Source organism: Motilimonas cestriensis (assembly GCF_021295315.1).
Taxonomy (GTDB): domain Bacteria; phylum Pseudomonadota; class Gammaproteobacteria; order Enterobacterales; family CBDFNC01; genus Motilimonas; species Motilimonas cestriensis.
The window spans coordinates 196333-219825 of sequence record NZ_JAIMJA010000007.1; the positions used below are offsets into that span (position 1 = coordinate 196333).

General features: G+C 42.5%; 23 protein-coding genes and 1 other annotated feature. Of the genes, 10 read left to right on the plus strand and 13 right to left on the minus strand.

Going from position 1 to position 23493, the window contains the following annotated elements; genetic code table 11:
* Positions 1–8: 8 nt before the first annotated feature.
* Entirely contained in the window at positions 9–272 is a 264-nt protein-coding gene (locus K6Y31_RS08960; RefSeq protein ID WP_232799650.1) for a DUF4212 domain-containing protein, read from the minus strand.
* Positions 273–537: 265 nt separating this feature from the next.
* Complete coding sequence (locus K6Y31_RS08965) at positions 538–1407, minus strand: hypothetical protein (protein ID WP_233052451.1); 870 nt, start codon at positions 1405–1407, stop codon at positions 538–540.
* A 373-nt stretch (positions 1408–1780) separates the two neighbouring features.
* On the opposite strand from K6Y31_RS08965, the gene K6Y31_RS08970 reads away from it, so the two are divergent.
* The 4 genes from K6Y31_RS08970 to K6Y31_RS08985 all read left to right on the plus strand — a co-directional run bounded on the left by K6Y31_RS08970 (position 1781) and on the right by K6Y31_RS08985 (position 7653).
* Positions 1781–2596 (plus strand): ion transporter, encoded by an 816-nt coding sequence (locus tag K6Y31_RS08970; RefSeq protein WP_233052452.1) that lies wholly within the window; start codon positions 1781–1783, stop codon positions 2594–2596.
* A gap of 312 nt (positions 2597–2908) precedes the next feature.
* Positions 2909–4831, plus strand: coding sequence for a PrkA family serine protein kinase (locus tag K6Y31_RS08975; RefSeq protein ID WP_233052453.1), 1923 nt, complete (start codon positions 2909–2911; stop codon positions 4829–4831).
* Between the two features lie 23 nt (positions 4832–4854).
* Positions 4855–6123: a YeaH/YhbH family protein gene (locus K6Y31_RS08980; RefSeq protein ID WP_233052454.1), complete on the plus strand. Its 1269-nt coding sequence runs from the start codon at positions 4855–4857 to the stop codon at positions 6121–6123.
* Positions 6124–6132: 9 nt separating this feature from the next.
* A complete protein-coding gene (locus tag K6Y31_RS08985; protein ID WP_233052455.1) occupies positions 6133–7653 on the plus strand; it encodes a SpoVR family protein in 1521 nt (506 codons plus the stop codon).
* A gap of 218 nt (positions 7654–7871) precedes the next feature.
* On the opposite strand, the gene fadR is transcribed toward K6Y31_RS08985, so the two are convergent.
* Positions 7872–8582 (minus strand): fatty acid metabolism transcriptional regulator FadR, encoded by a 711-nt coding sequence (gene fadR / locus K6Y31_RS08990; RefSeq protein WP_233052456.1) that lies wholly within the window; start codon positions 8580–8582, stop codon positions 7872–7874.
* A 314-nt stretch (positions 8583–8896) separates the two neighbouring features.
* Between fadR and nhaB the strand changes: the two genes are divergently transcribed.
* Positions 8897–10480, plus strand: coding sequence for a Na(+)/H(+) antiporter NhaB (gene nhaB, locus K6Y31_RS08995; RefSeq protein WP_233052457.1), 1584 nt, complete (start codon positions 8897–8899; stop codon positions 10478–10480).
* A 152-nt stretch (positions 10481–10632) separates the two neighbouring features.
* Complete coding sequence (dsbB, locus tag K6Y31_RS09000; protein ID WP_233052458.1) at positions 10633–11151, plus strand: disulfide bond formation protein DsbB; 519 nt, start codon at positions 10633–10635, stop codon at positions 11149–11151.
* Between the two features lie 176 nt (positions 11152–11327).
* Here the strand turns inward: dsbB and K6Y31_RS09005 are convergent, their stop codons facing one another.
* From K6Y31_RS09005 to K6Y31_RS09015, 3 genes are read right to left on the minus strand one after another with little or no spacing between them, the layout of a single operon-like run.
* Positions 11328–11795 (minus strand): YcgN family cysteine cluster protein, encoded by a 468-nt coding sequence (locus K6Y31_RS09005; RefSeq protein WP_233052459.1) that lies wholly within the window; start codon positions 11793–11795, stop codon positions 11328–11330.
* Positions 11796–11855: 60 nt separating this feature from the next.
* Entirely contained in the window at positions 11856–12821 is a 966-nt protein-coding gene (locus K6Y31_RS09010) for a lytic murein transglycosylase (protein ID WP_233052460.1), read from the minus strand.
* Positions 12822–12839: 18 nt separating this feature from the next.
* The gene (locus tag K6Y31_RS09015; RefSeq protein ID WP_233052461.1) at positions 12840–13118 is read right to left on the minus strand and encodes a YcgL domain-containing protein; all 279 of its coding nucleotides are present in this window, start codon (positions 13116–13118) and stop codon (positions 12840–12842) included.
* A gap of 111 nt (positions 13119–13229) precedes the next feature.
* On the opposite strand from K6Y31_RS09015, the gene minC reads away from it, so the two are divergent.
* The 3 genes from minC to minE are packed head-to-tail and all read left to right on the plus strand — an operon-like array spanning position 13230 to position 15046.
* Complete coding sequence (gene minC, locus K6Y31_RS09020) at positions 13230–13955, plus strand: septum site-determining protein MinC (RefSeq protein ID WP_233052462.1); 726 nt, start codon at positions 13230–13232, stop codon at positions 13953–13955.
* A gap of 19 nt (positions 13956–13974) precedes the next feature.
* A complete protein-coding gene (gene minD, locus K6Y31_RS09025; RefSeq protein ID WP_233052463.1) occupies positions 13975–14784 on the plus strand; it encodes a septum site-determining protein MinD in 810 nt (269 codons plus the stop codon).
* Position 14785: 1 nt separating this feature from the next.
* The gene (gene minE / locus K6Y31_RS09030) at positions 14786–15046 is read left to right on the plus strand and encodes a cell division topological specificity factor MinE (RefSeq protein ID WP_232799663.1); all 261 of its coding nucleotides are present in this window, start codon (positions 14786–14788) and stop codon (positions 15044–15046) included.
* A 103-nt stretch (positions 15047–15149) separates the two neighbouring features.
* On the opposite strand, the gene rnd is transcribed toward minE, so the two are convergent.
* From rnd to K6Y31_RS09065, 7 genes are all read right to left on the minus strand, one after another.
* A complete protein-coding gene (gene rnd / locus K6Y31_RS09035) occupies positions 15150–16259 on the minus strand; it encodes a ribonuclease D (RefSeq protein ID WP_233052464.1) in 1110 nt (369 codons plus the stop codon).
* An 11-nt stretch (positions 16260–16270) separates the two neighbouring features.
* Entirely contained in the window at positions 16271–17956 is a 1686-nt protein-coding gene (fadD, locus tag K6Y31_RS09040) for a long-chain-fatty-acid--CoA ligase FadD (protein ID WP_233052465.1), read from the minus strand.
* Between the two features lie 100 nt (positions 17957–18056).
* Positions 18057–18941: an alpha/beta fold hydrolase gene (locus K6Y31_RS09045; protein WP_233052466.1), complete on the minus strand. Its 885-nt coding sequence runs from the start codon at positions 18939–18941 to the stop codon at positions 18057–18059.
* Positions 18941–19216 carry a hypothetical protein gene (locus K6Y31_RS09050; RefSeq protein WP_233052467.1) on the minus strand — a complete coding sequence of 92 codons (276 nt, stop codon included), beginning with the start codon at positions 19214–19216 and terminating at the stop codon, positions 18941–18943. Before K6Y31_RS09050 ends, K6Y31_RS09045 begins: the two co-directional genes overlap by 1 nt.
* A 100-nt stretch (positions 19217–19316) precedes the next feature.
* Positions 19317–20030, minus strand: coding sequence for a tRNA (adenosine(37)-N6)-threonylcarbamoyltransferase complex dimerization subunit type 1 TsaB (tsaB, locus tag K6Y31_RS09055; protein ID WP_233052468.1), 714 nt, complete (start codon positions 20028–20030; stop codon positions 19317–19319).
* Between the two features lie 2 nt (positions 20031–20032).
* The gene (gene yoaA / locus K6Y31_RS09060) at positions 20033–21943 is read right to left on the minus strand and encodes a DNA repair helicase YoaA (RefSeq protein WP_233052469.1); all 1911 of its coding nucleotides are present in this window, start codon (positions 21941–21943) and stop codon (positions 20033–20035) included.
* An 87-nt stretch (positions 21944–22030) separates the two neighbouring features.
* The gene (locus K6Y31_RS09065; protein WP_233052470.1) at positions 22031–22252 is read right to left on the minus strand and encodes a hypothetical protein; all 222 of its coding nucleotides are present in this window, start codon (positions 22250–22252) and stop codon (positions 22031–22033) included.
* A gap of 182 nt (positions 22253–22434) precedes the next feature.
* Positions 22435–22564, plus strand: a sequence feature (His leader region).
* 27 nt (positions 22565–22591) lie between these two features.
* Here K6Y31_RS09065 and hisG point away from each other — a divergent pair.
* Positions 22592–23491: an ATP phosphoribosyltransferase gene (hisG, locus tag K6Y31_RS09070; RefSeq protein ID WP_233052471.1), complete on the plus strand. Its 900-nt coding sequence runs from the start codon at positions 22592–22594 to the stop codon at positions 23489–23491.
* The last annotated feature ends 2 nt before the right edge of the window (positions 23492–23493 follow it).

Genomic DNA, 23493 nt, shown 5'->3' on the forward strand with positions numbered 1-23493 from the left:
GTTAACCCCTACTCTTCTACGTTATATTTTTTATCGAGCTGGTTCATTTTTGCTACGTACACAAAAATCAGAACCACGAAGGTGTAAATTGAGCCTTGTTGTGCAAACCAAAAGCCTAACTTAAAACCGCCTAGTGAAATTTGATTGAGTGGCTCAACCAATAAAATGCCAAAGCCATACGAGACTGCAAACCAAACGGCGAGCAGGATCCCCATGATTTTTAGGTTTTCACCCCAATAGCGTTTTGCCATGTCTTTATTTTCGAAAGCCATTGCGCTCTCCTTAAAATGTTAATAGGTTGTTGCACAAACAACATTAAATGTAAAAGCTCAATAAAAAACTTAGACTTTAGTAGAAATTACGTTTTTTCAGTTGGTTAAGGCTGGAATTAGCAATAATTCGTTAGCTAGATCGCTTTTCGAATAGATGATTTTGACTTATTTAGGGTTGGAGTGAGCTGGAAGTAATGTTTTGCTCACCTAAAACGCAGAAAAGCCAGCAAATAGCTGGCTTTTCATTATTTAGGGTAACGAGTATTTAGAGTAATTTTTGCCAATCTTTGACCTTAGTATTAAAGAAACCAGAGTCTTGATAAGCTTGGTTTACTAGCCCCCTCTCTTTCATGATGGCAATACCGCGATCTAACGCCTCAGCCACTGCTTTGCCTTGTGGGTGGCGTTTTGATATTGCAAAATGACGCGAGCCTTGTAAGCCTATTTTTAGATTAGGGATAGGGATGAGCTTGACACCTTCAGGATCGAATGACATATCAGGTGTTGGTTGAAATGGTGCCAGCAAAAAGTCTGCTCGGCCAATATTCACCATTTTAACCATTGACGACCATTTAACTGTGTTTATCAATTTGCGCATTTTCATTGCATTTAAGGTTTGCCAATCGATGATCCAAGCTTTGCTTGATACGGCTATCAAGCTACGAATTTCATCCATGCCTTTCGCTTTGAGCGCCGTTTTATTACTTTCTATCGTATACAAACCAGCCTCAAATTGACCACTTTCTATAATCGGCTGCGACACATACAACAGCTCTTCACTGCTGGTGAGTAAATCTAACCAAATTGAGTTACCCGCTAATACCGCGCGACCCGCCAATACTTGTTTAATAATACGGGCGTGGGAATCTGCAGTTATGAAACGCACTGGTGAATCAATGCCACCAAATTTAAGCGCTTGTTGTACCAGCACCACTTCAACTACATCTCGTCTTGCGCCATTGCCGGTATAATTTGTCATGGTCAGTGGATCGCGCCCTGCGATATAAGTTTCGTAATCTGCTTTTACATCGGCAGGCAACACAATGATGAGTTGATCAGATTTTTGCGGTGCTGCCCAGACTTGCAACGAAAACGCACTCACTAAAAAAGAAACAAGCATTAAAAAGATTTTCACTCAAATCACTCCGTATACTGAGGAAGAAAACGTGCTAATGCCCCTAGTGTGAAGGTATTTAGTCTCGAGTTAAAGATAAGAGGTAATTCTTTATGATGAATCTCATATATTTTTGCCTTTGGAGCTAGTAAACAAGTCTGCTTTTCGTACATAAGAATTTTATTTTTAGCAAGTTATGCTATTTTAACCACCTTAAACAGGTAGATATAACAACCTATTTGTCAGTATTGAATTTCCAAGTGAAATAAACAAATATTCATCAAACTTTTTTAAAATGTGGGCTACATCATTCGGTAAACGCTTAAAGGCTAAGCAGTTCCTCCGAAGGATTCAATTTAATGCCCTCCTTAACTGATTTCCCAATGAGACCCCAATGACCAAAGAACACGTTTTCGAAATTATATTTGGCACCCACAGTGCTGCTGGTCGCCGCTTTGATATCTGCCTGATCATTGCCATTTTCGCCAGTGTGTCAGTGGTTATCCTTGATTCCGTCACCCTACTTTCACCACAATATCATCGCTATTTTTATTATGCAGAGTGGTTTTTTACACTGTTATTCACTCTTGAATACGTCGTACGCCTCTATGTGTCACCTAAGCCTAAAGTGTATGCCTTTAGCTTTTACGGCATTATCGATTTGCTCTCTATTTTACCAGCATTTATTTCTTTGCTATTCCCGGGCGCCAACTACTTAATGATCATTCGTATTATGCGTGTATTACGTATCTTTCGCGTGTTAAAGCTGTTTCGCTACCTACAAGAGGCCAATACGTTATTTCGCTCATTGCTCGCCTCAAAACGTAAAATTTTAGTTTTTCTCTTTTGTGTCGCGCTATTAATCGTGGTTTTCGGTTGCTTGATGTACCTTATTGAGGGACCAGAAAATGGTTTTACCAGTATTCCAAAGAGTATTTATTGGGCCATTGTCACCATCACTACGGTTGGTTATGGTGACATCAGTCCTAGTACGCCATTAGGACAAACCCTTGCCTCGATTACCATGTTAGTGGGTTATTCGATTTTAGCCGTTCCCACTGGGATTATAACGGCTGAGCTTGCACAAGAAATGCACCGTGAGCGCCACCTTATTCACTGTGATCATTGTGATCGAAGCGGCCATGATCTTGACGCTAAATTTTGCAACCATTGCGGTACGCCGCTGCCTCCGAAAGAGGTTGAAAGTTGATTGTCAACCGAAGCTTCTCGCCTCATTATCAGCTAATGAAATAAATAACCGTTAAGATTAGCAAACATTATTGCTAAGGCAAAAAATACTGTGTAGAGAAAAAATTGCTTTAAAAACACTCCTTTAATAAGGCAATTTTCAAACTTACAGCTAGGCTTATAAACAGAGCATTCCTCTGGCTACAAACTTCGCTGGGTTAACGGAATCTTTCTTGAATCAGGGATCCATTTTCATATGGGCAGGCAAATAACAGTCTTATGAACGAACTTTAATGGCGTCATTGGAGTTTGCATAACTGAGGGAGTGTAGGTTATGAGCATTTTTGAGCATTATAAATCACGTTACGAAGAAGCAAGAGAAGAAGAATTCAGTATTAGCGAGTATCTGGACTTATGTCGGGAGGACAGAAGCGTTTATGCCTCTGCCTCCGAACGCCTGCTCATTGCAATTGGTGAGCCTGAGACCATCGATACCGCGAAAGACCCAGTATTGAGCCGTATTTTTTCTAATCGCTTAATCCACCGTTACCCCGCTTTTAAAGACTTTTATGGCATGGAAGAAGCTATCGAGCAGATAGTTTCTTACCTCAAGCATGCCTCACAGGGCTTAGAAGAGCGTAAACAAATTCTTTATTTACTGGGCCCGGTGGGTGGCGGTAAATCTTCATTAGCTGAAAAACTCAAGCAATTAATGCAAAAAGTGCCTATTTATAAACTCAAAGGATCGCCCGTTAACGACAGCCCTTTGTGTTTGTTTGACCCAGCCGAAGACGGTAATTTACTTAAAAGTGAATACGGTATTCCGCCACGGTACCTACAAAATATTATGTCACCTTGGGCAGCCAAACGTTTAAAAGAATATGGCGGAGACATTAGTCAGTTTAAAGTGGTTAAAGTTTACCCTTCTATCCTAAACCAATTAGGCATCGCTAAAACTGAGCCCGGCGATGAGAATAACCAAGATATCTCATCATTAGTGGGTAAAGTCGATATTCGTCAATTAGAGCATTACGCCCAAGACGATGCGGACGCTTATGCCTATTCAGGCGCTTTATGCCGTGCCAACCAAGGCTTAATGGAATTTGTTGAAATGTTTAAGGCGCCCATCAAGGTGCTACATCCACTATTAACCGCTACCCAAGAAGGTAACTATAACGGCACCGAGGGCTTATCTGCCCTGCCATTTGAAGGCATTATTTTAGCTCACTCTAACGAATCTGAGTGGACCGCATTTAGAAATAATAAAAATAATGAGGCCTTTTTAGACCGGGTGTATATCGTAAAAGTGCCTTACTGTTTACGTGTCACGGAAGAAGTTAAAATTTACAAAAAACTGCTTAATAACAGTGAATTGATTGGCGAAAAATGTGCGCCGGGCACACTCGAAACACTGGCCCAATTCTCTATTTTGTCACGGATAAAAGAGCCCGAAAATTCTAGCATCTACTCTAAGATGCGGGTTTACGATGGTGAAAGCTTAAAAGACACCGATCCAAAAGCTAAGTCTTACCAAGAGTATCGAGACTTTGCCGGTATTGACGAAGGCATGACGGGCTTATCCACTCGATTTGCGTTTAAAATTTTGTCCCGTGTTTTTAACTTTGATGAAACAGAAATTGCCGCCAATCCGGTACACTTGTTTTACGTGTTAGAGCAACAAATAGAACGCGAGCAGTTTTCCAATGAAGTTGCTGAGCGCTACTTAGAATTTTTGAAAGGTTACTTAACGCCTAAATACGTTGAGTTCATCGGCAAAGAAATTCAAACGGCTTACCTTGAGTCTTATTCAGAGTATGGCCAAAACATTTTTGACCGCTATGTCACCTATGCGGATTTTTGGATCCAAGATCAAGAGTTCAGAGACCCTGAAACTGGCCAACTATTTGATCGCTCAGCCCTAAACAGTGAACTGGAAAAAATAGAGAAGCCAGCGGGTATCAGTAATCCAAAAGATTTCCGTAACGAAATCGTCAATTTCGTGTTGCGCGCACGCGCCGGTAACCAAGGTAAGAACCCCAATTGGACCAGTTATGAAAAACTGCGTACCGTAATAGAGAAGAAAATGTTCTCCAACACCGAAGACTTACTCCCGGTTATTTCTTTTAATGGTAAAACCTCTGCCGATGATCAGAAAAAACACGATGACTTTGTTGCCCGCATGATGGAGAAAGGCTACACCCGTAAACAAGTTAGGTTGCTGGCTGAATGGTATTTACGCGTGCGTAAAGCTTCGTAAACACCATTATTTAGGGGACGTTTATGTCACATTTTATTGATCGGCGATTAAATTCAAAAAACAAAAGCACAGTCAATCGCCAGCGCTTTATGCGCCGTTATAAAAAGCAAATAAAACATGCAGTATCGGATGCAGTGACCCAAAGAAGCATTCAAGATGTTTCATCGGGCGAAAGTATCAGTATCCCGCAAAAAGACTTATCTGAGCCTTTTTTTCATCAAGGTAATGGTGGCAAACGTGGCAAAGTTCACCCGGGCAATGATAGCTTTGTCACTGGTGATAAGATTAAACGTCCACCGCCTCAAGGCGGTGCCGGCAGCGGTGAAGGTGAAGCCAGTGACCAAGGTGAAGGTAACGATGATTTTGTTTTTCAAATCTCCAAAGATGAATATTTAGATTTATTGTTTGAAGATCTCGCTCTACCTAATCTTGAGCAAAAGCAATTAGACAAGCTGATTGAATACAAAACTTATCGTGCGGGTTTTACCTCTGATGGTGTTCCCGCTAACATAAACATTGTACGTTCATTACAAAATTCGCTGTTACGTCGGACTGCGTTAGGTGCGGGGAAAAAACGACGCATCAATGAACTAGAACAACAGATAAACGAGCTAAGACAAGTAAAAAAGCCAAATTTGATATTAATAGCAGAATTAGAACAGGAGGTTGAAACCCTTAAAAACAGGGTCCGTCATTTACCTTTTATCGATACCTTTGACCTTAAATTTAATAACTTTGTACAGCGGCCCGTGCCCAGTAGCCAAGCCGTTATGTTTTGTTTGATGGACGTTTCTGGCTCAATGGATCAAGCTACCAAAGAAATGGCGAAGCGCTTTTATGTTTTACTCTATTTATTTCTCACCCGCAGTTATCAGCATATTGAAGTGGTTTTTATTCGCCATCATACCCAAGCTAAAGAAGTGGATGAGCAAGAGTTTTTTTACTCACAAGAAACTGGCGGCACTATCGTATCTAGTGCGTTAAAGTTAATGCATGAAATAGTACAAGAGCGCTACCCTGAGAATCAATGGAACATCTACGCAGCACAAGCGTCAGATGGAGATAACTGGGCCGATGATTCACCGACTTGCAGGAAAATACTCGAGGATAAACTACTGCCTTGGCTACGCTATTATGCCTATATTGAAATAACTAATCGTCCTCACCAGTCCCTATGGCGTGAATACGAGAAATTAACTGAAACGCACCCTGAATTTGCCATGCAACATATTCGCAGCGTAAACGATATTTTCCCTGTTTTTAGGGAGTTATTTAAGAAGCAAGCTGCTTAGGAAGGGAATATGAAAAAAACCAAACATTTACCCCATGGACCGGACTGGGATTTTGATTTGCTTGCCCTTTATGATAAAGAAATTCAACGGGTTGCTAATATTTATCGCCTTAATACTTACCCGAATCAAATCGAGGTGATTACCGCTGAACAAATGATGGATGCCTACTCAAGCGTGGGCATGCCTATTGGTTATCGCCACTGGTCATTTGGTAAGAAATTTATTCAAACCGAACAAACCTATAAGCGCGGCCAAATGGGGTTGGCCTATGAAATAGTGATTAACTCTGATCCTTGTATTGCCTATTTAATGGAAGAAAACACCTTGCCCATGCAAGCATTAGTGATCGCACACGCTTGTTATGGCCATAATTCATTTTTCAAAAATAATTACTTATTTAAAACCTGGACCGACGCCAGCTCTATTATCGATTATCTATTATTTGCTAAACAGTACATTGAACAATGTGAAGAAAAATATGGTATCGATGAAGTAGAAGACATTCTCGATTCATGCCATGCGTTAATGAACTATGGCGTAGATCGCTATAAGCGCCCACAAAAAATATCCCTAAGTGAGGAAAAGCGCCGCCAGCAAGAGCGCACAGATTACATGCAAAGCCAAGTTAATGCTTTGTGGCGGACTATTCCGATTAAACCAGAAAAAACGAATCCCGCTGCTGCACGTTTTCCAAATGAGCCGCAAGAAAACATTCTCTATTTTATTGAAAAACATGCACCACTACTGCAACCTTGGCAGCGCGAGATCGTGAGAATAGTGCGTAAGATCAGTCAGTATTTTTACCCACAAAAACAAACTCAAGTGATGAACGAAGGCTGGGCGACTTTTTGGCACTACACCTTAATGCAACATTTGTACGATGAAGGAAAGCTATCAGACAAATTTATGCTAGAGGTAATCCACAACCATACCAACGTGACACTACAGCCTCCTTATAACGCCAATTATTATTCTGGCATTAATCCCTATGCCCTTGGCTTTGCCATGTTTACGGATATTAGACGCATTTGCGAACATCCTACCGATGAAGACAAAGAGTGGTTTCCGGATATTGCAGGCAGTAACTGGTTAGATACGCTGCACTTTGCCATGCAAAACTTTAAAGATGAAAGTTTTATTGGCCAATATTTGTCCCCTAAGCTAATACGAGATTTTAAGCTTTTTGGTGTAATTGATGATGACAGTAAAAACTACATTAATGTTGAAGCGATTCACGATGAAGCCGGCTACCAGAAAATTCGCCAACAGCTCGCAGAGCAGTACAATTTGAGTAATATTGAACCCAACATACAAGTTTACAGTGTTGATTTAAATGGTGATCGTTCATTGAAATTACGCTATGTGCCGCATCAAAAAATCCCACTTGGTGAAAGCACTCAGGAAGTATTAAAACACCTGCATCGTTTATGGGGATTTGACGTTTCATTAGAGCAAGAGCAAGATGATGGCAAGATTCACATCTTAGCTAAGGTACCGCCAAACATAGCGGTGTCAGATGATTTAATTTAACTCACCTCAGTTCTGTTTAAGCCTAACGCAGCCAGATACAGTATGTTTTAAAGCAAAATTTCGTTTTCAGGGATGAAAACGCAAAGCGTATAGGAGCATATTCACAGCGCTTTGCGATAGACATACTCTTTTAAATAATTGCAGGTTTAGATTAAATGTTACTTAAACTCGCCTTTTGGCTTAAACTCGAGCCAAAAGGCGAACGCTCAACAAGATGGTTAATCATTAAAGCTATCAGGCAATTGGCTTTTTACTAAGCTCCATAACTCAGCGCTTTGCTTACCATATTCACGGACATATTGGTGCAAGCTATTGTGCTTATCCGCTGCAACAAAATGCTCAAGGCCAAGGTAAAATTCTAATGCTAAATGACGTGCTTGAGGTAAGGCGAAGTAAAAAACACCTAACTTCTTGTATAAATTTTTAAAACCGTTCAGTACTAATACATAAATCATGTTGTCTGACGCTAACGCCAGTTCATGATAAAAGTAATAATCATAATCAACAAATTGATCGCCATTTGCATCAACTGAGGGCCGCTGCGCAATAATTTCAAGCACTTTCTCTGGGTTACGCTTTAACGCACTGCGAATAAAAATGGCACTGATATTTGTCCTTGCCGATAACAACTGATCAATCAGTTGAGGGAATTTGTCACCGTCAAGCCGAGCCAATGTTTCTAATATATTAAGGCCAGATGTTTGCCATATATCATTTACTTGCGTGGGTTTACCATGGCGTATGGTCAACCATCCATCGCGAGCAAGGCGCTGTAATACTTCCCTTAATGTCGTTCTTGTTACCCCTATCATTTCTGATAGCTCACGCTCTGCAGGCAAAATTGAGCCCGGTGGGAAACGCTCATTCCAAATGGAATCGATTAAATATTCTTCTGCTACACCAGCAGGGCTTTGGGCTCTAAATACCATTCTATCCACTCTTGAATAACCTAATGACCTGAGTTAAAGCTGTCGTCCTTAAGACCCAAAAGGAAATGGAAATCTAAAGAAAAAATGAACCATTACTTGCATCCATTACTTCGTGACGTAGATCACGTTATTTTTTGTTATCAACTACATCAAAATTGCACCAATCTGGCTACAATACGCGCGATTTAATAAGACGCATATATTGTGCCATCAAATCGGACTGGCAAAAAAAAGAATTTTCCCACCAGGACTGAATTCATAACTATACATGCTAGCCGCACCTATTATATTGGACAAAGGAAGTTAATAAAACAATGTCAGACTTACTGATCGCCGGTTGCCGAAATTTCCTCGGTAACGCGCCAAAATGGTACAAATGGGCCATTATTACATTTTTAGTAATTAACCCTATCATTTTCTCTATTGATCCCTTTGTAGCGGGCTGGCTACTAGTGGCTCAATTTATCTTTACTTTGGCCATGGCGCTTAAATGTTACCCACTGCAACCAGGCGGCCTGTTGGCGATAGAAGCCGTTGTTATCGGTATGACTTCCCCCACTCAAGTTGAACATGAACTGTTAGCTAATTTTGAAGTAATACTGCTGTTGATCTTTATGGTTGCAGGTATTTACTTCATGAAGAACTTATTACTTTATATATTTACTAAGTTGTTGATTAAAGTTAAATCTAAGCCACTGCTTTCACTTTCATTTTGTTTCGCTGCGGCTTTCCTATCGGCCTTCCTTGATGCGTTAACCGTTATTGCCGTGGTCATCAGTGTCGCAGTTGGGTTCTATAGCATTTATCATAAAGTAGCTTCTGGTAAGGATAACAGTGCCCTAGACCATGACCACACTTGTGATAACAGCCTACAAGAGCAACGTCGTGAAGATTTAGAAACGTTCCGCGCTTTCCTACGTAGCCTATTGATGCATGCCGGTGTCGGCTCTGCACTAGGTGGTGTGTGTACTCAAGTTGGTGAGCCACAAAACCTAATAATTGCTGACCAAGCCTCTTGGGACTTTATAGAATTTGCCTTACGTATGGCGCCCGTTACTGTACCTGTTTTTATCTGTGGTATGGCAACCTGTTACTTTGTAGAGAAAATGGGTTGGTTTGGCTACGGTGCAAAATTACCCGCTGCAGTACGTCAAATTATGGTTGATTTTGATAACGAATCCGATGCCAAAATGACAGAGCGAGATGTAGCTAAACTGCTTATTCAAGGCTTAATTGGCGTTTGGTTAATCATCGGTTTAGCATTGCATTTGGCTCCCGTTGGTTTAATTGGTCTGTCTGTGATTGTGCTTGCTACCGCTTTTACCGGCATTATTGAAGAGCACGCGCTAGGTAAAGCCTTTGAAGAAGCCTTACCCTTTACCGCACTACTCGCCGTATTTTTCACGATTGTTGCAGTCATCATCGATCAACAGTTGTTTAAGCCTGTTATCGAAGCCGTACTTGCGCAAGATGGTCACTCTCAACTAGCACTATTTTATGTCGCAAACGGCTTGCTTTCTATGCTCAGCGATAACGTGTTTGTTGGCACTATTTACATTAGCGAAGTAAAAACAGCGCTACTCAATGGCCAAATCACGCGTGACCAGTTTGATCTATTAGCGGTAGCCATCAATACCGGTACTAACCTACCGTCAGTGGCAACGCCAAATGGTCAAGCAGCATTTTTATTCCTATTAACTTCTGCAATTGCACCATTAGTACGCTTGTCTTACGGCCGTATGGTGTGGATGGCACTGCCATACACTATCGTGCTTGCCATTGTCGGCATGATCGGCATTATGTTTTTCTTGGAAGGCACAACAGATTGGTTGTACATGCATGAACTGATTAATCATCATTCGGCTGCTGGAGCAGCAGGTGCTGTCAGCGGACACTAATCACACAGCAAGGGTATCGTGATGTATGTTATTTGATTACGATACAAATTTGTTACAGCAGATTAATGTCTAGTTGTGTAAAGATCATAGTTTTAGCAAATAAAAACCCAGTATAATAACTGGGTTTTTTATTATTCAAGGAACGAAATTTTATGCAGTACCTCAATCAGTTAGCGTCAACACGTGGCCCTTGGTTACTGTTGGCCTTTTCCGCCTTTTGCCTTGAGCTAACCGCCCTATTCTTTCAGCATGTGATGGAATTAGAGCCCTGTGTGATGTGCATTTATGAACGCATCGCCATGATGGGGATCATCGCAACCGGATTAGTTGGCGCGATCAAGCCTGATTTTTTTGCCACCCGCTGGCTGGGCTTTGTATTATGGGGTACCAGTGCGTTTTGGGGCCTACAACTTGCTCTTGAGCATGTTGATTACCAAATGAATCCTTCTCCTTTCTACACTTGTGACTTTATTCCAAACTTCCCTGAATGGATGCCATTGCATCAATGGGTACCATGGTTATTTAACCCGACCGGTGATTGTGCCGATATTGTATGGCAGTTCCTCGGTTATAGCATGCCGCAATGGCTAGTGGTGTGTTTCACTATCTACAGTGTCATTTTCTTAGTGGTGCTAGCGGGTCAATTTGGCAAAAAGAAGTGCTGTGAATAGCAAAGCTCGTTGGGGAAAATACCTAATAAAACAAGTGGCAGAGTGCTGCTTGTTTTATTAGTCGGTCTTATCTAGAGCCTCTAGCCACGCTAATCAGCTATCCCTCATCCGTGTAAGTTGTCATGCCCTGAGCTTTTCTTTCAAAATGAACCTTGCCTCGGTCGAATATTGTTATTTTACTCTGCAGGCCAAGTCGCCACGTGATCTTCTAAATCAATATCATCATATTCGGTGATCACTTTGCCGCGCACCGAGTGCCCGCCTGCATGCATTGCACTGCTGCTGCCTGTGAGCAAAGGATGCCACTCGGGCAAATCTTGCCCCTCAACAATTCTTCGGTAAGCGCAACTCAGGGGCAACCATTGAAATTGATCAATATTCACCAATGACACTTTGACGCAGTCAGGCACTAACTTAAACCGCTTGTCATATTTTTTACACTGACAGCTTTTAGTGTTGAGTAACTTACAAGCAACATTGGTGTAATGCAGCTCATCTGTTTCATCATCTATCAGCTTACTTAGGCAGCACTTACCACAACCGTCACATAATGACTCCCATTCTTGCGGCGTCATTTTGGCTAAGGTTTTTTCCTGCCAAAATTTAGTTTCTAGTTGTTTTATATTAATTTTTTTCTTGGTCATCACATTGGCTCAATAAAAAAGGTGCGCGAATGCGCACCTTAAAAACACATTATAACGTTCTTACTTAATCGGTGGATAGGCAATGCTGTCGGCAAGTGTGCCCACTGCCGCAACAAAATAGTTAGAGCGATTCCACTTCATTAAGGTGGCATAGTTATCATAGGCTAAATACGCACGGCCATGTTCATCATCGGGCAGCACCAACCATGCTGAAATATCACGGGTTGGTAAGTCTGAGCCATCAGCCTTTCTCACGCCGAGGGCTTGCCATTGCGCTAAGGTTTTTTGAGATTGTTTTAAACCGGTCAGACTAATATCTAAATTTTCTGGAATTTTAACTTGGCGCCCCCAAGTTAAATCATTATTCCAACCTGACATTTTTAAGTAGTTAGCCGCTGAGGCAAAAACATCTGATTTAGTTTGCCAAATGTCTTTACGACCATCGCCACTGTAATCCACGGCGTAAGTTAAAAATGACGTAGGCATAAACTGGCATTGCCCCATGGCACCAGCCCATGAGCCTTGCATTTTGTCTAAACTAATGTGGCCTTCATCCAAAATGGTTAGCGCGGCAAACAGTTGCTCTTTAAAGAAGGCTTCTCTGCGGCCATCGTAAGCTAAGGTGGCTAATGCTGACACCACATCAAAATTGCCGGTGTAACCACCAAAGTTAGTTTCAATGCCCCACAAGGCCACAATAAAGCGCGGTTGTACACCGAAATCTTTGCCAATTTTCTCTAACTCTACGCGGTGCTTTTTGTATAAATCACGCGCCTGTTTAATTTTCCACTGCGGCACCGCTTTCGGTAAATAGGTGTCTAAAGTTTGCTTAAATTCTGGCTGGGATTTATCCAATTTAACTGCGCGTTCGATAAATTTAGCTTGAGACAAGGCTTGCTGGGCTACCTTCTCGCTAATACCTTGCTCAATAGCTTCGGCCTTAATAGCGCTAAGATAGGTTTTATAGTCTGGCTTTTCAGCTGCTTGGGCAAATACGGCGCCCGAAAAAAGTAAGCTTGTTAACATTAAAAAACGCATAGTCTATTATTTGTCCTTTTTTTGTTGAGCTTTATGTTGCTCTAAATAATTGATTGGCGGAGGCGGCAACTGCAAGTAAAAACCCTCATCGGTGAGTGACTGCTTTACTTTATCAATATCGGCACGCACTAAATGCTGCTGTTTTGCTAAGTTGATCACTAAAACCAACTGCGCCTTACCGAACATCTTCATCAAGGCTTCTGGAACAGGTGTAAAATCGTCTTTCTTCGCTAAATAAAGATAGGTCTCTTCTTTCTTTAAACTTTTATATATCGCACACAACATAAGATGCTTCTTGGTCATTTCTTGCCTAACTTGGAGACAGACTATAACATGACGGGCAATAGGCAATTAATAGATTTAGCAGAATTATTACTGATAGGAAATCGCCACCATATGGCCGAGAATAATATTGAGTTAAAAGGCACCAATTTTACACTTTTTGTTTTAAATATCAGCGATGGTAATTTGTCTTCGATCCAGCATGCATTGCAACAAAAAGTGCAACAGGCTCCCGCTTTCTTTAGTGGCGCACCTGTCGTTATCAACATTGAAAAATGTGAAGACGAAATTGATTTTATGGGGCTCAGTGAGGTGATTAAGAGCCAACAGTTTGTCTTGGTTGGCATTACCGGTGCTCAAAGTAATGCGGTGAAACAAGCAGCGCGTCAGGCCGGGCTAGCCGTTTTAACCTCAGGACAAGCCAGTCAAGCGGAAACACCGGTGCCAGTTGTTGAAGCAAAAGTTGAAACTCGCATCGAAACACAGGTTGAGATCCAGCATCAAGACTCGCCCGCCACCTTATTTCATCAAGGGCAACTTAGATCTGGTCAGCAATTATATGCGAAAGATAAAAATTTGGTCATTATTGGCTCCGTCAGCGCTGGAGCTGAAGTCATTGCTGATGGTAGTATTCACGTTTACGGCCATTTACGTGGACGCGCAATTGCAGGTGCTAAAGGCGATATAAACTCACGCATATTTTGTCGTAACTTGGAAGCTGAACTAATTTCTATTTGCGGCAATTACAAATTAAGTGAAACGTTACAAGAAGAATGCTGGCAACACGCTGCCACTGTTTCCCTTGAAAACGATCAATTGAAAATTTCAAATCTAGATTAATCATAAAGGAACATCGGGAATGGCAAGAATTATTGTCGTCACATCAGGTAAAGGCGGCGTTGGTAAAACGACCACCAGCGCAGCAATTGGTACAGGTCTAGCGCAAGCAGGTAAGAAAACGGTGATCGTAGATTTTGATATTGGATTACGTAACCTTGACTTGATCATGGGCTGTGAGCGTCGCGTTGTTTATGATTTTGTAAATGTAATCAATGAAGAAGCAAACCTTAACCAAGCGCTTATCAAAGACAAACGCATCGAAAATTTATATATTTTACCTGCGTCTCAAACGCGAGACAAAGACGCGTTAACCAAAGAAGGCGTTGAGAAGGTTTTAAACGACTTAGCCGAACGCTTTGATTACATTGTTTGTGATTCACCAGCAGGTATCGAGAAAGGCGCGATGATGGCCCTTTACTTTGCCGACGAGGCGATTATTACCTCTAACCCTGAAGTATCATCAGTGCGCGATTCAGATCGTATTATTGGCATGCTTTCAAGTAAATCTCGCCGAGCTGAACAAGGCTTAGAGCCGATTGTAGAACACTTGTTAATTACTCGCTATTCACCAAAGCGTGTTAATACTGGCGACATGCTCAGCGTTGAAGACATCAATGATATTTTAGCGGTGAAGCTACTCGGTGTGATCCCTGAATCACAGGCTGTACTTAAAGCGTCAAACTCAGGTGAACCCGTTATACTTGATAGTGAAAGCGATGCAGGTATGGCTTACCAAGATGCGGTTGACCGCCTATTAGGTGAAAGCCGCGAGTTCCGTTTTATACAAGAAGAAAAGAAAGGCCTACTGAGTCGCATATTTGGAGGATAAGATGTCGTTGCTTGATTACTTTAGATCAAATAAGAATAATACTGCACAGCTCGCTAAGGAACGCCTGCAAATTATCGTTGCTCATGAACGCGGCCAGCGCGCAGGTCCGGATTACTTACCTGAGCTACGCAATGACATTTTGCAAGTGATCCGTAAATACGTAGAGATTTCACCTGAGCAGGTTACCGTGCAACTTGAGCAAAAAGGTTCAAACTTATCGGTGCTTGAGCTAAACGTGATGTTGCCTGAAGATAACAAGTAACAGTTACTTCACTGCGACGGCTCTAGAATACAAAAAACCGCACGATTGTGTGGTTTTTTCGTTCTATTCTTGTAGTGACCTTCTAACTAACAGCTAAAATCCACTATTCGCCTAAATGCTTCGCCATTAACTCAAACCGCCAGCTAGACAATAACATGGGTTTTTCAGCTGTCTCTTTTTGCGCATCCGATAATTTCCATAACCAAGATAAATATTGGTGAATAGTCTTCTTTGAAGCAATAAGCTCAACGGGAAGATCATAGGTAGTGGCAGCCAAGGTCACTGCATCTTTTATCCGTTTGAATTCTTTTTTATAAGCTGGGTATTCTATGATTGGTTTGATTTTGCTTGGACAATCATCATTCGCCACAGCCAAGCCTTGTTTCACAAGCTGTAACAAAGCATTACCATGAATTCGAATTTCTTGGTCGGTCACACCAATGGCTGATAATTGTGCTTTGGTGGTGGGTGCATGTTTAGCAATTTCCCATAAATGGGCTTCTTTAACCACAAAGTTTAACGCATAGTTGCGTGACTTCGCGGTTTGATAACGCCAACTGGCCAGCAGCTTAAAAATAGCTAAACTGCGACGTGAAAGCTTAGACGCATTTTTTAAATCAATATAGATCTCATCTGGCTGCACTTTTTGCAGTCGCTTTTGCACTAAGTTTTGACATTCTTGCTTGAAAAACTCAGTCATGCCTTTAATGGCTAATTTTTCCGCCAGTTGGTTATAGCACTGCTCAAGATAAACCACGTCTTTAATGGCGTAATCAAGCTGAGCGGGCTGCAACGGACGCGCTAACCAATCGGTTCTTGATTCGCCTTTATCTAATACCACTCCGGTGAGCTGGGCAACCATGGCCGCATAACCTAATGAGTGGCCCATATTCAAAAAGCCACAAGCAACTTGCGTATCTAAATATTCACCCTCTAAGTTACCTTTATGGTTAAGAACAATTTCTAAATCCTCACCAAACGAGTGCCATAAGCTGGTTTTCACTGATAGTTGTTGCCAAAATGGCGTTAAATCCCCTACTGCTAACGGATCAATGAGATGAAACTGGCCATCTTGAGCTAATTGTAACAAGCCTAAGTTGGCATAAAAGGTACGGGTTCTAACAAATTCGGTATCCAATGCCATTAGGCTTGGCGTTAAGCCAGCACAGAGTTGCTGTAGCTGACTTTGACTATCAATAAAATTAAATTCCAACTGCTTATCTCTTAACTTTCGGCCTTTGCCAATTTGGCTAATTCTTCTTCCCTTAAGACACGGCGTAATATTTTTCCGACATTGGTTTTAGGAAGCTCATCGCGAAATTCTACCAGTTTTGGCACCTTATAGGCAGTTAACTCTTTGCGGCAGTATTGGATTAATTCTTCTTTTGTTAAGGTACTGTCTTTTTTCACCACAAAAACTTTTACTGCTTCACCAGAAACGGCATCAGGGATACCAATAGCGGCCACTTCTAATACCTTGGCATTACTGGACACCACATCTTCAAGTTCATTCGGAAATACGTTAAAACCAGAAACCAATATCATGTCTTTTTTACGGTCGACAATGTAGATAAACCCTTGCTCATCTATTCGAGCAATATCGCCGGTGCAAATCCAATTGTCTTCGGTAAGCTCAGGGGTGTGTTTTTTGCCCCAATAACCTGACATCACTTGGGGACCACGCACTTGCATTTCACCCGACTCGCCTAGGGCGACCTCTTGGCCTGATTCATCTACAAAACGCACCTCTGTTGAGGGCATAGGCAAACCAATACTGTGATTGTAAGTGTCTAAGTTGTATGGGTTCACCGTTACTAATGGCGAACATTCAGTTAAACCATAACCTTCTAGCAGACGACAACCTGTAATGTTTTGCCATTGCTCTGCGACCGCTTGTTGCACAGCCATACCGCCGCCAACACTGAAACGCAAAGGGCTAAAATCCAGTTGTTTAAATTCCTCGTTATTGATTAAGGCATTAAACAAGGTATTAACGCCAGTGATTGCTGTGTAAGGAATGCTGGCTAAGTCTTTAACAAACGCAGGGATATCTCGTGGGTTAGTGATCAGTAGATTGGTTGCACCTAAGCGCATAAACAATAAGCAATTAACCGTTAAAGCAAAGATGTGATACAGGGGCAGCGCGGTAACAACAATCTCTTTGCCTTCTTTTAGCACTGGGCCATAAGCACCAAGTGCCTGCAATAAATTAGCAATAATATTTTTATGACTTAACATCGCACCTTTAGATAAACCAGTTGTGCCACCGGTATATTGCAAAAATGCTAAATCATCAGGACATAATTTAGGTTTTACATATTGTAAATATTCGCCCTTTTTCAAGGCATGACGAAACGTACCGGCGTTAGGTAAATGGTATTTGGGCACCATTTTTTTAATGTACTTGACCACAAAATTGACCAGCGTGCCTTTAATGGGATTAAGCTGGTCGCCCAAACGGGTCAAAATAACGTGTTCAATCGGTGTTTCTTGTACCACTTTTTCTAAGGTATGAGCAAAGTTAGACACGATAACAATGGCTTTAGCACCGGAGTCTTTTAGCTGATGTTTCAGCTCACGTGGGGTATATAAGGGATTAACATTGACCACCACCATGCCCGCTCTTAGTACTCCGAACATCGCAATGGGGTATTGCAATAAATTTGGCATCATCAGCGCGACGCGATCGCCCTTTTCCAGCTTAAGCTCTTCTTGCAAATAAGCGGCAAAGTGGCGAGAAAGGGTTTCTAAACGGCGATAAGTCATCGCCTGCCCCATATTGATGTAGGCCGCTTGATCTGCATATTTGTTGACGCTTTCATCGAGTAAGTCCACTAACGAGTCATATTGCTCAGCGTCAATTTCAGATGGCACATCACTCGGGTAACGCTCTAGCCAAATTTTGTCCATAACTTACTTCATCCTATATCTGGGTGCTTTAATTGTTATCGTTATGTTAAACAGTATATGAATGACTTGCTTAATAACCAAGATTATTAGCGCTAACAAACTAACATTTAACTAAATATTCTTTTATGGTTTGGGCCACGCCCAGATGATTTTCCATATGCAAATGGTGGTTGCCTGCCAATTTAACCTTGCTCAGCTGCGCAAATAAGTGCTGGCGTTCGGCTAATTGTGCACTCATTTCAGCATAACCATCTGTGCCCAAAATGCACATTGTTGGGCATTTAATGTCTTTAATTAATTGCTGCGCTTGTGATTCTGACAGCCGAAAAGGTGATAAATATGTCAGCCTAGGATCATGACGCCAAATATAGCCATTGTTTACCTGCACCGCCCCACGCGTGGCTAATAACGTCGCACAACGCTTACTGATCCCTAATGCGCGCTGTTTCGCCTGCACTAATGAACTTAATGCTCTGGGTTTCGGTGCCGAGGATTGCTGACGCGATAAAATAGCACGGCGCAGATGAGTGGTGGTAGACGCGACAGATTGAACCAACGGCCCAGCCCCTTCAATCATGACTAAAGCGCTCACTTTTTCCGGAAAAGCTGCAGCCACACAGCTGGCCACTAACGCGCCAAGAGAATGCCCAACCAAAATAACGGGCCGTTCGCCGAGTGCGGTGATAACCTGATAAACATCATCAACCCAATCAGCAAAGTGATACGCGCTGTTTTTATGCTGTGACTGACCGTGACCGGGTAGGTCAATACACACAAAACGGAATTGAGATGTCAGTTGTTGCTGCGCAAACGCCTGCAGTAACGGTATAAATGACGCCCCATTGTCTAGCCAACCATGAAGGCATAAAACAATAGGCAAGTCAGGTTGGCCAACAGCGAGTGCTGCCAAAGAGCCATCACGCAATGCAATAGATTGGCTTTCAAGCTTAGATTGAATAGGGAATGAAACGGCAGTGTCGAGCATTATGCGTAGAGGTCAATACCAAAGGTGCTGGATATTTCTTCTCGCATTTGGGCTTTTTCAATATCTTGATAAGAGGCTAACGCTTTTTGATTGCGTCCATCTGGCTGATCATAAGCCAATTTGACGGTTTCTATCTCTTGCTCATTTAACTGAGTTTGTCTTATTGGCGCAGGTGACTTGGCGACTTGCTCGGGAACGGCGGGCGCAGCCGGCTGCTTGGGTTTTTGATACCCCGATGAAATACTATCAATATTGTTTGAAATTTGATTAATCATCGCCATCAATCCAACACATCAACTCAATTAATTTCGCTATTACTGTTATCTAGGTTTGTGTCGCGCTATTGAAATTATAGCGCGAGAATAAATAAAGTAACTATTCTCTGCCCGGAAGTTTCTTCCACGTCACTTTATCACGTAAATATACTGGCGTTGCTTGGTCCGCCATCACTGTTTGACCATTCAAAAACTGATCCAACGCCGCAGGTAACATAAATTCACTGTGCGGAAATGACACCACCACGGTTTCTGTTAAGTTGAATGCGCTCGACAGTTCAGCGTAAGCTTGCCAACCAGTGCCCACTGGCGTCATCGGTAAATCGAATTTGTCTGCATACAACTCAAGCACAGCGTGTGGTGGTAATACCTGCTCTTCACCAATCAAGGTCATTAATTGCTGCTCATTAAGCTGATATTCACCCCAGTATACTTCTCCCATGCGCGCATCAATTGCGGCTAACACACGGGTAGCGCCTTGCTGCACATAAGCTTGTTGCGCCATGGCCTGTAAGGTTGAAACGCCAATCATCGGCAAATCAGCGCCAAATGCTAAGCCTTGAGCAATGCCGATACCAATACGCACACCAGTAAAGCTGCCAGGGCCACGACCATATACTAAAGCGCTCACCTCGTTAAGTGATATATTTGCGTCTTTTAGCACAGCATCCACCATTGGCAATATGCGCTGAGTGTGCTCTCTTGGGCTCAAAATAAAGTTTGCATGAACCCTATCAGATCCTGATAAAGCAACCGAGCAGCCCTCTGTAGAGGTGTCCATTGCGAGTAAAATTGTTGGTTTTGTGCTGGCCATAATTAATCCAAGTGTTGCAGAAATTCAGTCACTTTAGTGAGATCCCGAGTACGGGGCATGCAAGGTAAACTATTCAAAAAGATATTGCCATAGTTTCGACTGACTAATCTTGGGTCACAGATGATGACGGCGCCTTTATCTTCCACGTCACGGATCAATCGCCCTACCCCTTGTTTTAAGGTGATCACCGCTTGCGGTAACTGTACATGTTGAAACGGCTCTAGCCCTTTAAGCTGAGCATCTTCCATTCGCGCCTTCAATAAGGGATCGTCTGGTGAAGCAAAAGGGATTTTATCGATAATCACTAAAGACAAGCCTTGGCCGCGCACATCGATACCTTCCCAAAATGCTCCCGTTGCCACTAATAATGCATTACCCGAGTCAATAAACTCATTCAACAGCGCCTGTTTACTGGCTTCGCCTTGCACTAAAATAGGCAAATCCAATAACTCACGAAAACAATTCGCTAGCTCGTTCATCATGTAATGACTGGTGCATAAAAAGAAACAACGGCCTTTATTATGGGCAATGATAGGCGCTAATAATTTTGCCAGCACCGGCGCTAAGTTTTTACCACCCGGCTCAGGTAAAAAGCGCGGCACAGCCAACAAGCTTTGCTGGGCATAATCAAACGGGCTTTTAAGCAGTAATGTTTGTGCATCGGTCACGCCAAGTAATTGCGCAAAGTGATCAAATTTTTGATCCACCGCTAAGGTAGCACTGGTAAACACCCAAGCAGCGGGTCTTTTTTCCATCTCACTAGCAAAGCGCTCTGCCACACTCAATGGCGTGATATTGAGGCTAAATTGCATGCGGTTACAGTCAAACCAATAGCTAAAACCAGCGGTGTCGACAGACAACAGCTTTTCAAACTGACTTTTAAATAGCACCAGCCGTTCAAAACAATGGTCCAGTACTTCACTGCGATTCAAGCCCAACTTGGCGACCTCGTACACCAGTTGCATCGCTTCCATAAACCTTGCCACCGATTGTTTCATTTGGTCGTCGCGCAGTTTATCGCGCCAGCTGCCACTGCCTTTATCAACATTGAAAGCAATGCGTAACTCTTGTATCGACGATTTAAAGCGATCACAAGCTTTACCGAGTTGCGCCATATCACGCAACTCAGCCCGATAAACATAATCCATGTCTTTACACAGCTCAAATAGCTGGCGGCTGGATAATGACTCGCCAAAATATTGACTGGCAATATCGGGTAATTGATGGGCTTCATCAAAAATATACACGTCGGCGTCTGGGATCAGCTCACCAAAACCGGTGTCTTTCACAGCTAAGTCGGCAAAAAACAAATGGTGATTGACCACCAACACATCGGCTTCAAGGGCACGCTTGCGCGCTTTGATCAAATAGCAGTCGTCATAGCTGGGACAATCACGGCCTAGGCAATTGTCATTGGTGCTGGTCACAAGTGGGATAATGTCGGCATCTTCCGCCAGTTCAGCGAGCTCGCCAATGTCACCTTGCTCACTACTGGTGGACCAGGTTTTCACTTTGACCAGATCAGCCAGTAAGTTGGTGTCTTGCTGATGGCTTTGCAACATAAAGCGGTTCATTCGCTCTAAACACAAATAATTATTACGCCCTTTAAGTAAAGCCACCACACCAGTGAAGCCACTGGCATTAAGTAATAAGGGCAAATCGCGCAAATACAGTTGTTCTTGTAGGTTTTTACTGCCGGTAGAAATAACCGTACGCTTACCATGTACCAAAGCTGGCGCCAGATAAGCAAAGGTTTTACCGGTGCCCGTTTCTGCTTCCACTAATAAAGCACTTGCGTCTTTGATACTCTGACCAACGGCTTGCGCCATCTCAAGTTGTGGTTGACGCGGCTGGTAGCCCTTAATCAATTCAGATAAAGGCCCTGAAGCAGAAAAAAATTGAGCAACCGACATAGTGATCCAGCAACAAATAAAAAAGGCATTATGCCAGAATTATTATTTGTTGCAGCTACTAGGGTCCGCGGGCCCTAGTAAAGCTAGCTAAACAAATACATCAATATCCCCTTCGTGGGGTTTTTCAGTCGTTGATTCAACTTTATCCGGATGTTTGGGCAACTTTTGCTGCGTTTTTAAATGCTTTTTATTTTTCTCCGATATTTTACCTGTTTGCTGCGCCTTATGAACATCAATCGTGCTGTCTTTGTCCGTTACCCGTGGTAAAGGTTTACTGACCACATCATTGACTAAGCTTTGACCTGACATAAATCACCCCCTTATACTCACTATATCGGCACGATATTCTATAATTTTAGCTCACTTAGCAGATGATTCACTATTTAGAAAAAAACCGTTTGCAATTTGAGCCTGCGTTGGTAATGTGTGCTTGTTTTGTTTTTCAATATAAGAATTTAAATGAACCGTAAGCTGACTACACAAGTTGTAATTCATCACCATCATCATCCGAAGTAATCTTCCGGAGGAATGGTTCTGGAAGGCTAATTTTGAGGTACTTCCAGCAGCGGTTTAACAAGAATTTTAAAACCCTCGGAAGGAAACTTCAGAGGGTTTTTTCGTTTTAGCGGGTAAAGGAATAGTATAAATATGTTAGATAAAAAAAGATTACGTATCGCGATACAAAAATCAGGTCGTTTAAGCAAAGATTCACAAGAAATGCTAAAAGCCTGTGGCTTAAAAATAAACATGCGCGAACAACGCCTGATTGCACATTGTGAAAACATGCCAGTTGATCTGCTACGTGTGCGCGATGACGATATCCCAGGCTTAGTAATGGATGGCGTGGTTGATTTAGGTATCATCGGCGAAAACGTGTTGGAAGAAGAGAGCTTGCTACGTGCTCAAACTGAAGATCCAGCGCAATTTGAGTTATTAAAACGTCTAGATTTCGGTGGTTGTCGCCTGTCGCTTGCCGTGCCAGAAGACTTTGACTACCAAGGGCCTGAGTCACTACGTGACTTACGTATTGCTACCTCTTACCCTGGTATCTTAAAAGCCTTCATGGATAAAGCCGGCGTACCTTTTAGCTCTTGTATGCTCAATGGTTCGGTTGAAGTTGCACCACGTGCAGGCTTGGCTGACGCTATCTGCGACTTAGTATCAACAGGTGCCACCCTAGAAGCGAACGGCCTGAAAGAGACCGAAGTTATTTACAAATCTAAAGCCGTACTGATTAAAGCTGCGGGTAAATTTGATGAAGAAAAACAAGCGCTAATCAATAAAATTCTCACGCGCGTACAAGGCGTGCAACAAGCCCGTGAAAGCAAGTACATCATGCTACACGCGCCAAAAGCGCAGCTAAACAAAGTCATTGATTTAATGCCAGGCTCAGAAAAACCGACGGTATTGCCATTAGCTGGAACGACCGATACCGTTGCCATCCATGTTGTTAGCACTGAAAACCTATTTTGGGAAACCATGGAAGAGCTTAAAGAACTTGGCGCAAGCTCAATTCTAGTATTACCAATTGAAAAAATGTTGGAGTAGTC

Coding starts and splice junctions, on each gene's coding strand:
- K6Y31_RS08960 (WP_232799650.1), bottom strand. CDS start 272: ATGGCTTTCGAAAATAAAGACATGGCAAAACGCTATTGGGGTGAAAAC.
- K6Y31_RS08970 (WP_233052452.1), top strand. CDS start 1,781: ATGACCAAAGAACACGTTTTCGAAATTATATTTGGCACCCACAGTGCT.
- K6Y31_RS08975 (WP_233052453.1), top strand. CDS start 2,909: ATGAGCATTTTTGAGCATTATAAATCACGTTACGAAGAAGCAAGAGAA.
- K6Y31_RS08980 (WP_233052454.1), top strand. CDS start 4,855: ATGTCACATTTTATTGATCGGCGATTAAATTCAAAAAACAAAAGCACA.
- K6Y31_RS08985 (WP_233052455.1), top strand. CDS start 6,133: ATGAAAAAAACCAAACATTTACCCCATGGACCGGACTGGGATTTTGAT.
- fadR (WP_233052456.1), bottom strand. CDS start 8,582: ATGGTATTTAGAGCCCAAAGCCCTGCTGGTGTAGCAGAAGAATATTTA.
- nhaB (WP_233052457.1), top strand. CDS start 8,897: ATGTCAGACTTACTGATCGCCGGTTGCCGAAATTTCCTCGGTAACGCG.
- dsbB (WP_233052458.1), top strand. CDS start 10,633: ATGCAGTACCTCAATCAGTTAGCGTCAACACGTGGCCCTTGGTTACTG.
- K6Y31_RS09005 (WP_233052459.1), bottom strand. CDS start 11,795: ATGACCAAGAAAAAAATTAATATAAAACAACTAGAAACTAAATTTTGG.
- K6Y31_RS09010 (WP_233052460.1), bottom strand. CDS start 12,821: ATGTTAACAAGCTTACTTTTTTCGGGCGCCGTATTTGCCCAAGCAGCT.
- K6Y31_RS09015 (WP_233052461.1), bottom strand. CDS start 13,118: ATGTTGTGTGCGATATATAAAAGTTTAAAGAAAGAAGAGACCTATCTT.
- minC (WP_233052462.1), top strand. CDS start 13,230: ATGGCCGAGAATAATATTGAGTTAAAAGGCACCAATTTTACACTTTTT.
- minD (WP_233052463.1), top strand. CDS start 13,975: ATGGCAAGAATTATTGTCGTCACATCAGGTAAAGGCGGCGTTGGTAAA.
- minE (WP_232799663.1), top strand. CDS start 14,786: ATGTCGTTGCTTGATTACTTTAGATCAAATAAGAATAATACTGCACAG.
- fadD (WP_233052465.1), bottom strand. CDS start 17,956: ATGGACAAAATTTGGCTAGAGCGTTACCCGAGTGATGTGCCATCTGAA.
- K6Y31_RS09045 (WP_233052466.1), bottom strand. CDS start 18,941: ATGCTCGACACTGCCGTTTCATTCCCTATTCAATCTAAGCTTGAAAGC.
- K6Y31_RS09050 (WP_233052467.1), bottom strand. CDS start 19,216: ATGATTAATCAAATTTCAAACAATATTGATAGTATTTCATCGGGGTAT.
- tsaB (WP_233052468.1), bottom strand. CDS start 20,030: ATGGCCAGCACAAAACCAACAATTTTACTCGCAATGGACACCTCTACA.
- yoaA (WP_233052469.1), bottom strand. CDS start 21,943: ATGTCGGTTGCTCAATTTTTTTCTGCTTCAGGGCCTTTATCTGAATTG.
- K6Y31_RS09065 (WP_233052470.1), bottom strand. CDS start 22,252: ATGTCAGGTCAAAGCTTAGTCAATGATGTGGTCAGTAAACCTTTACCA.
- hisG (WP_233052471.1), top strand. CDS start 22,592: ATGTTAGATAAAAAAAGATTACGTATCGCGATACAAAAATCAGGTCGT.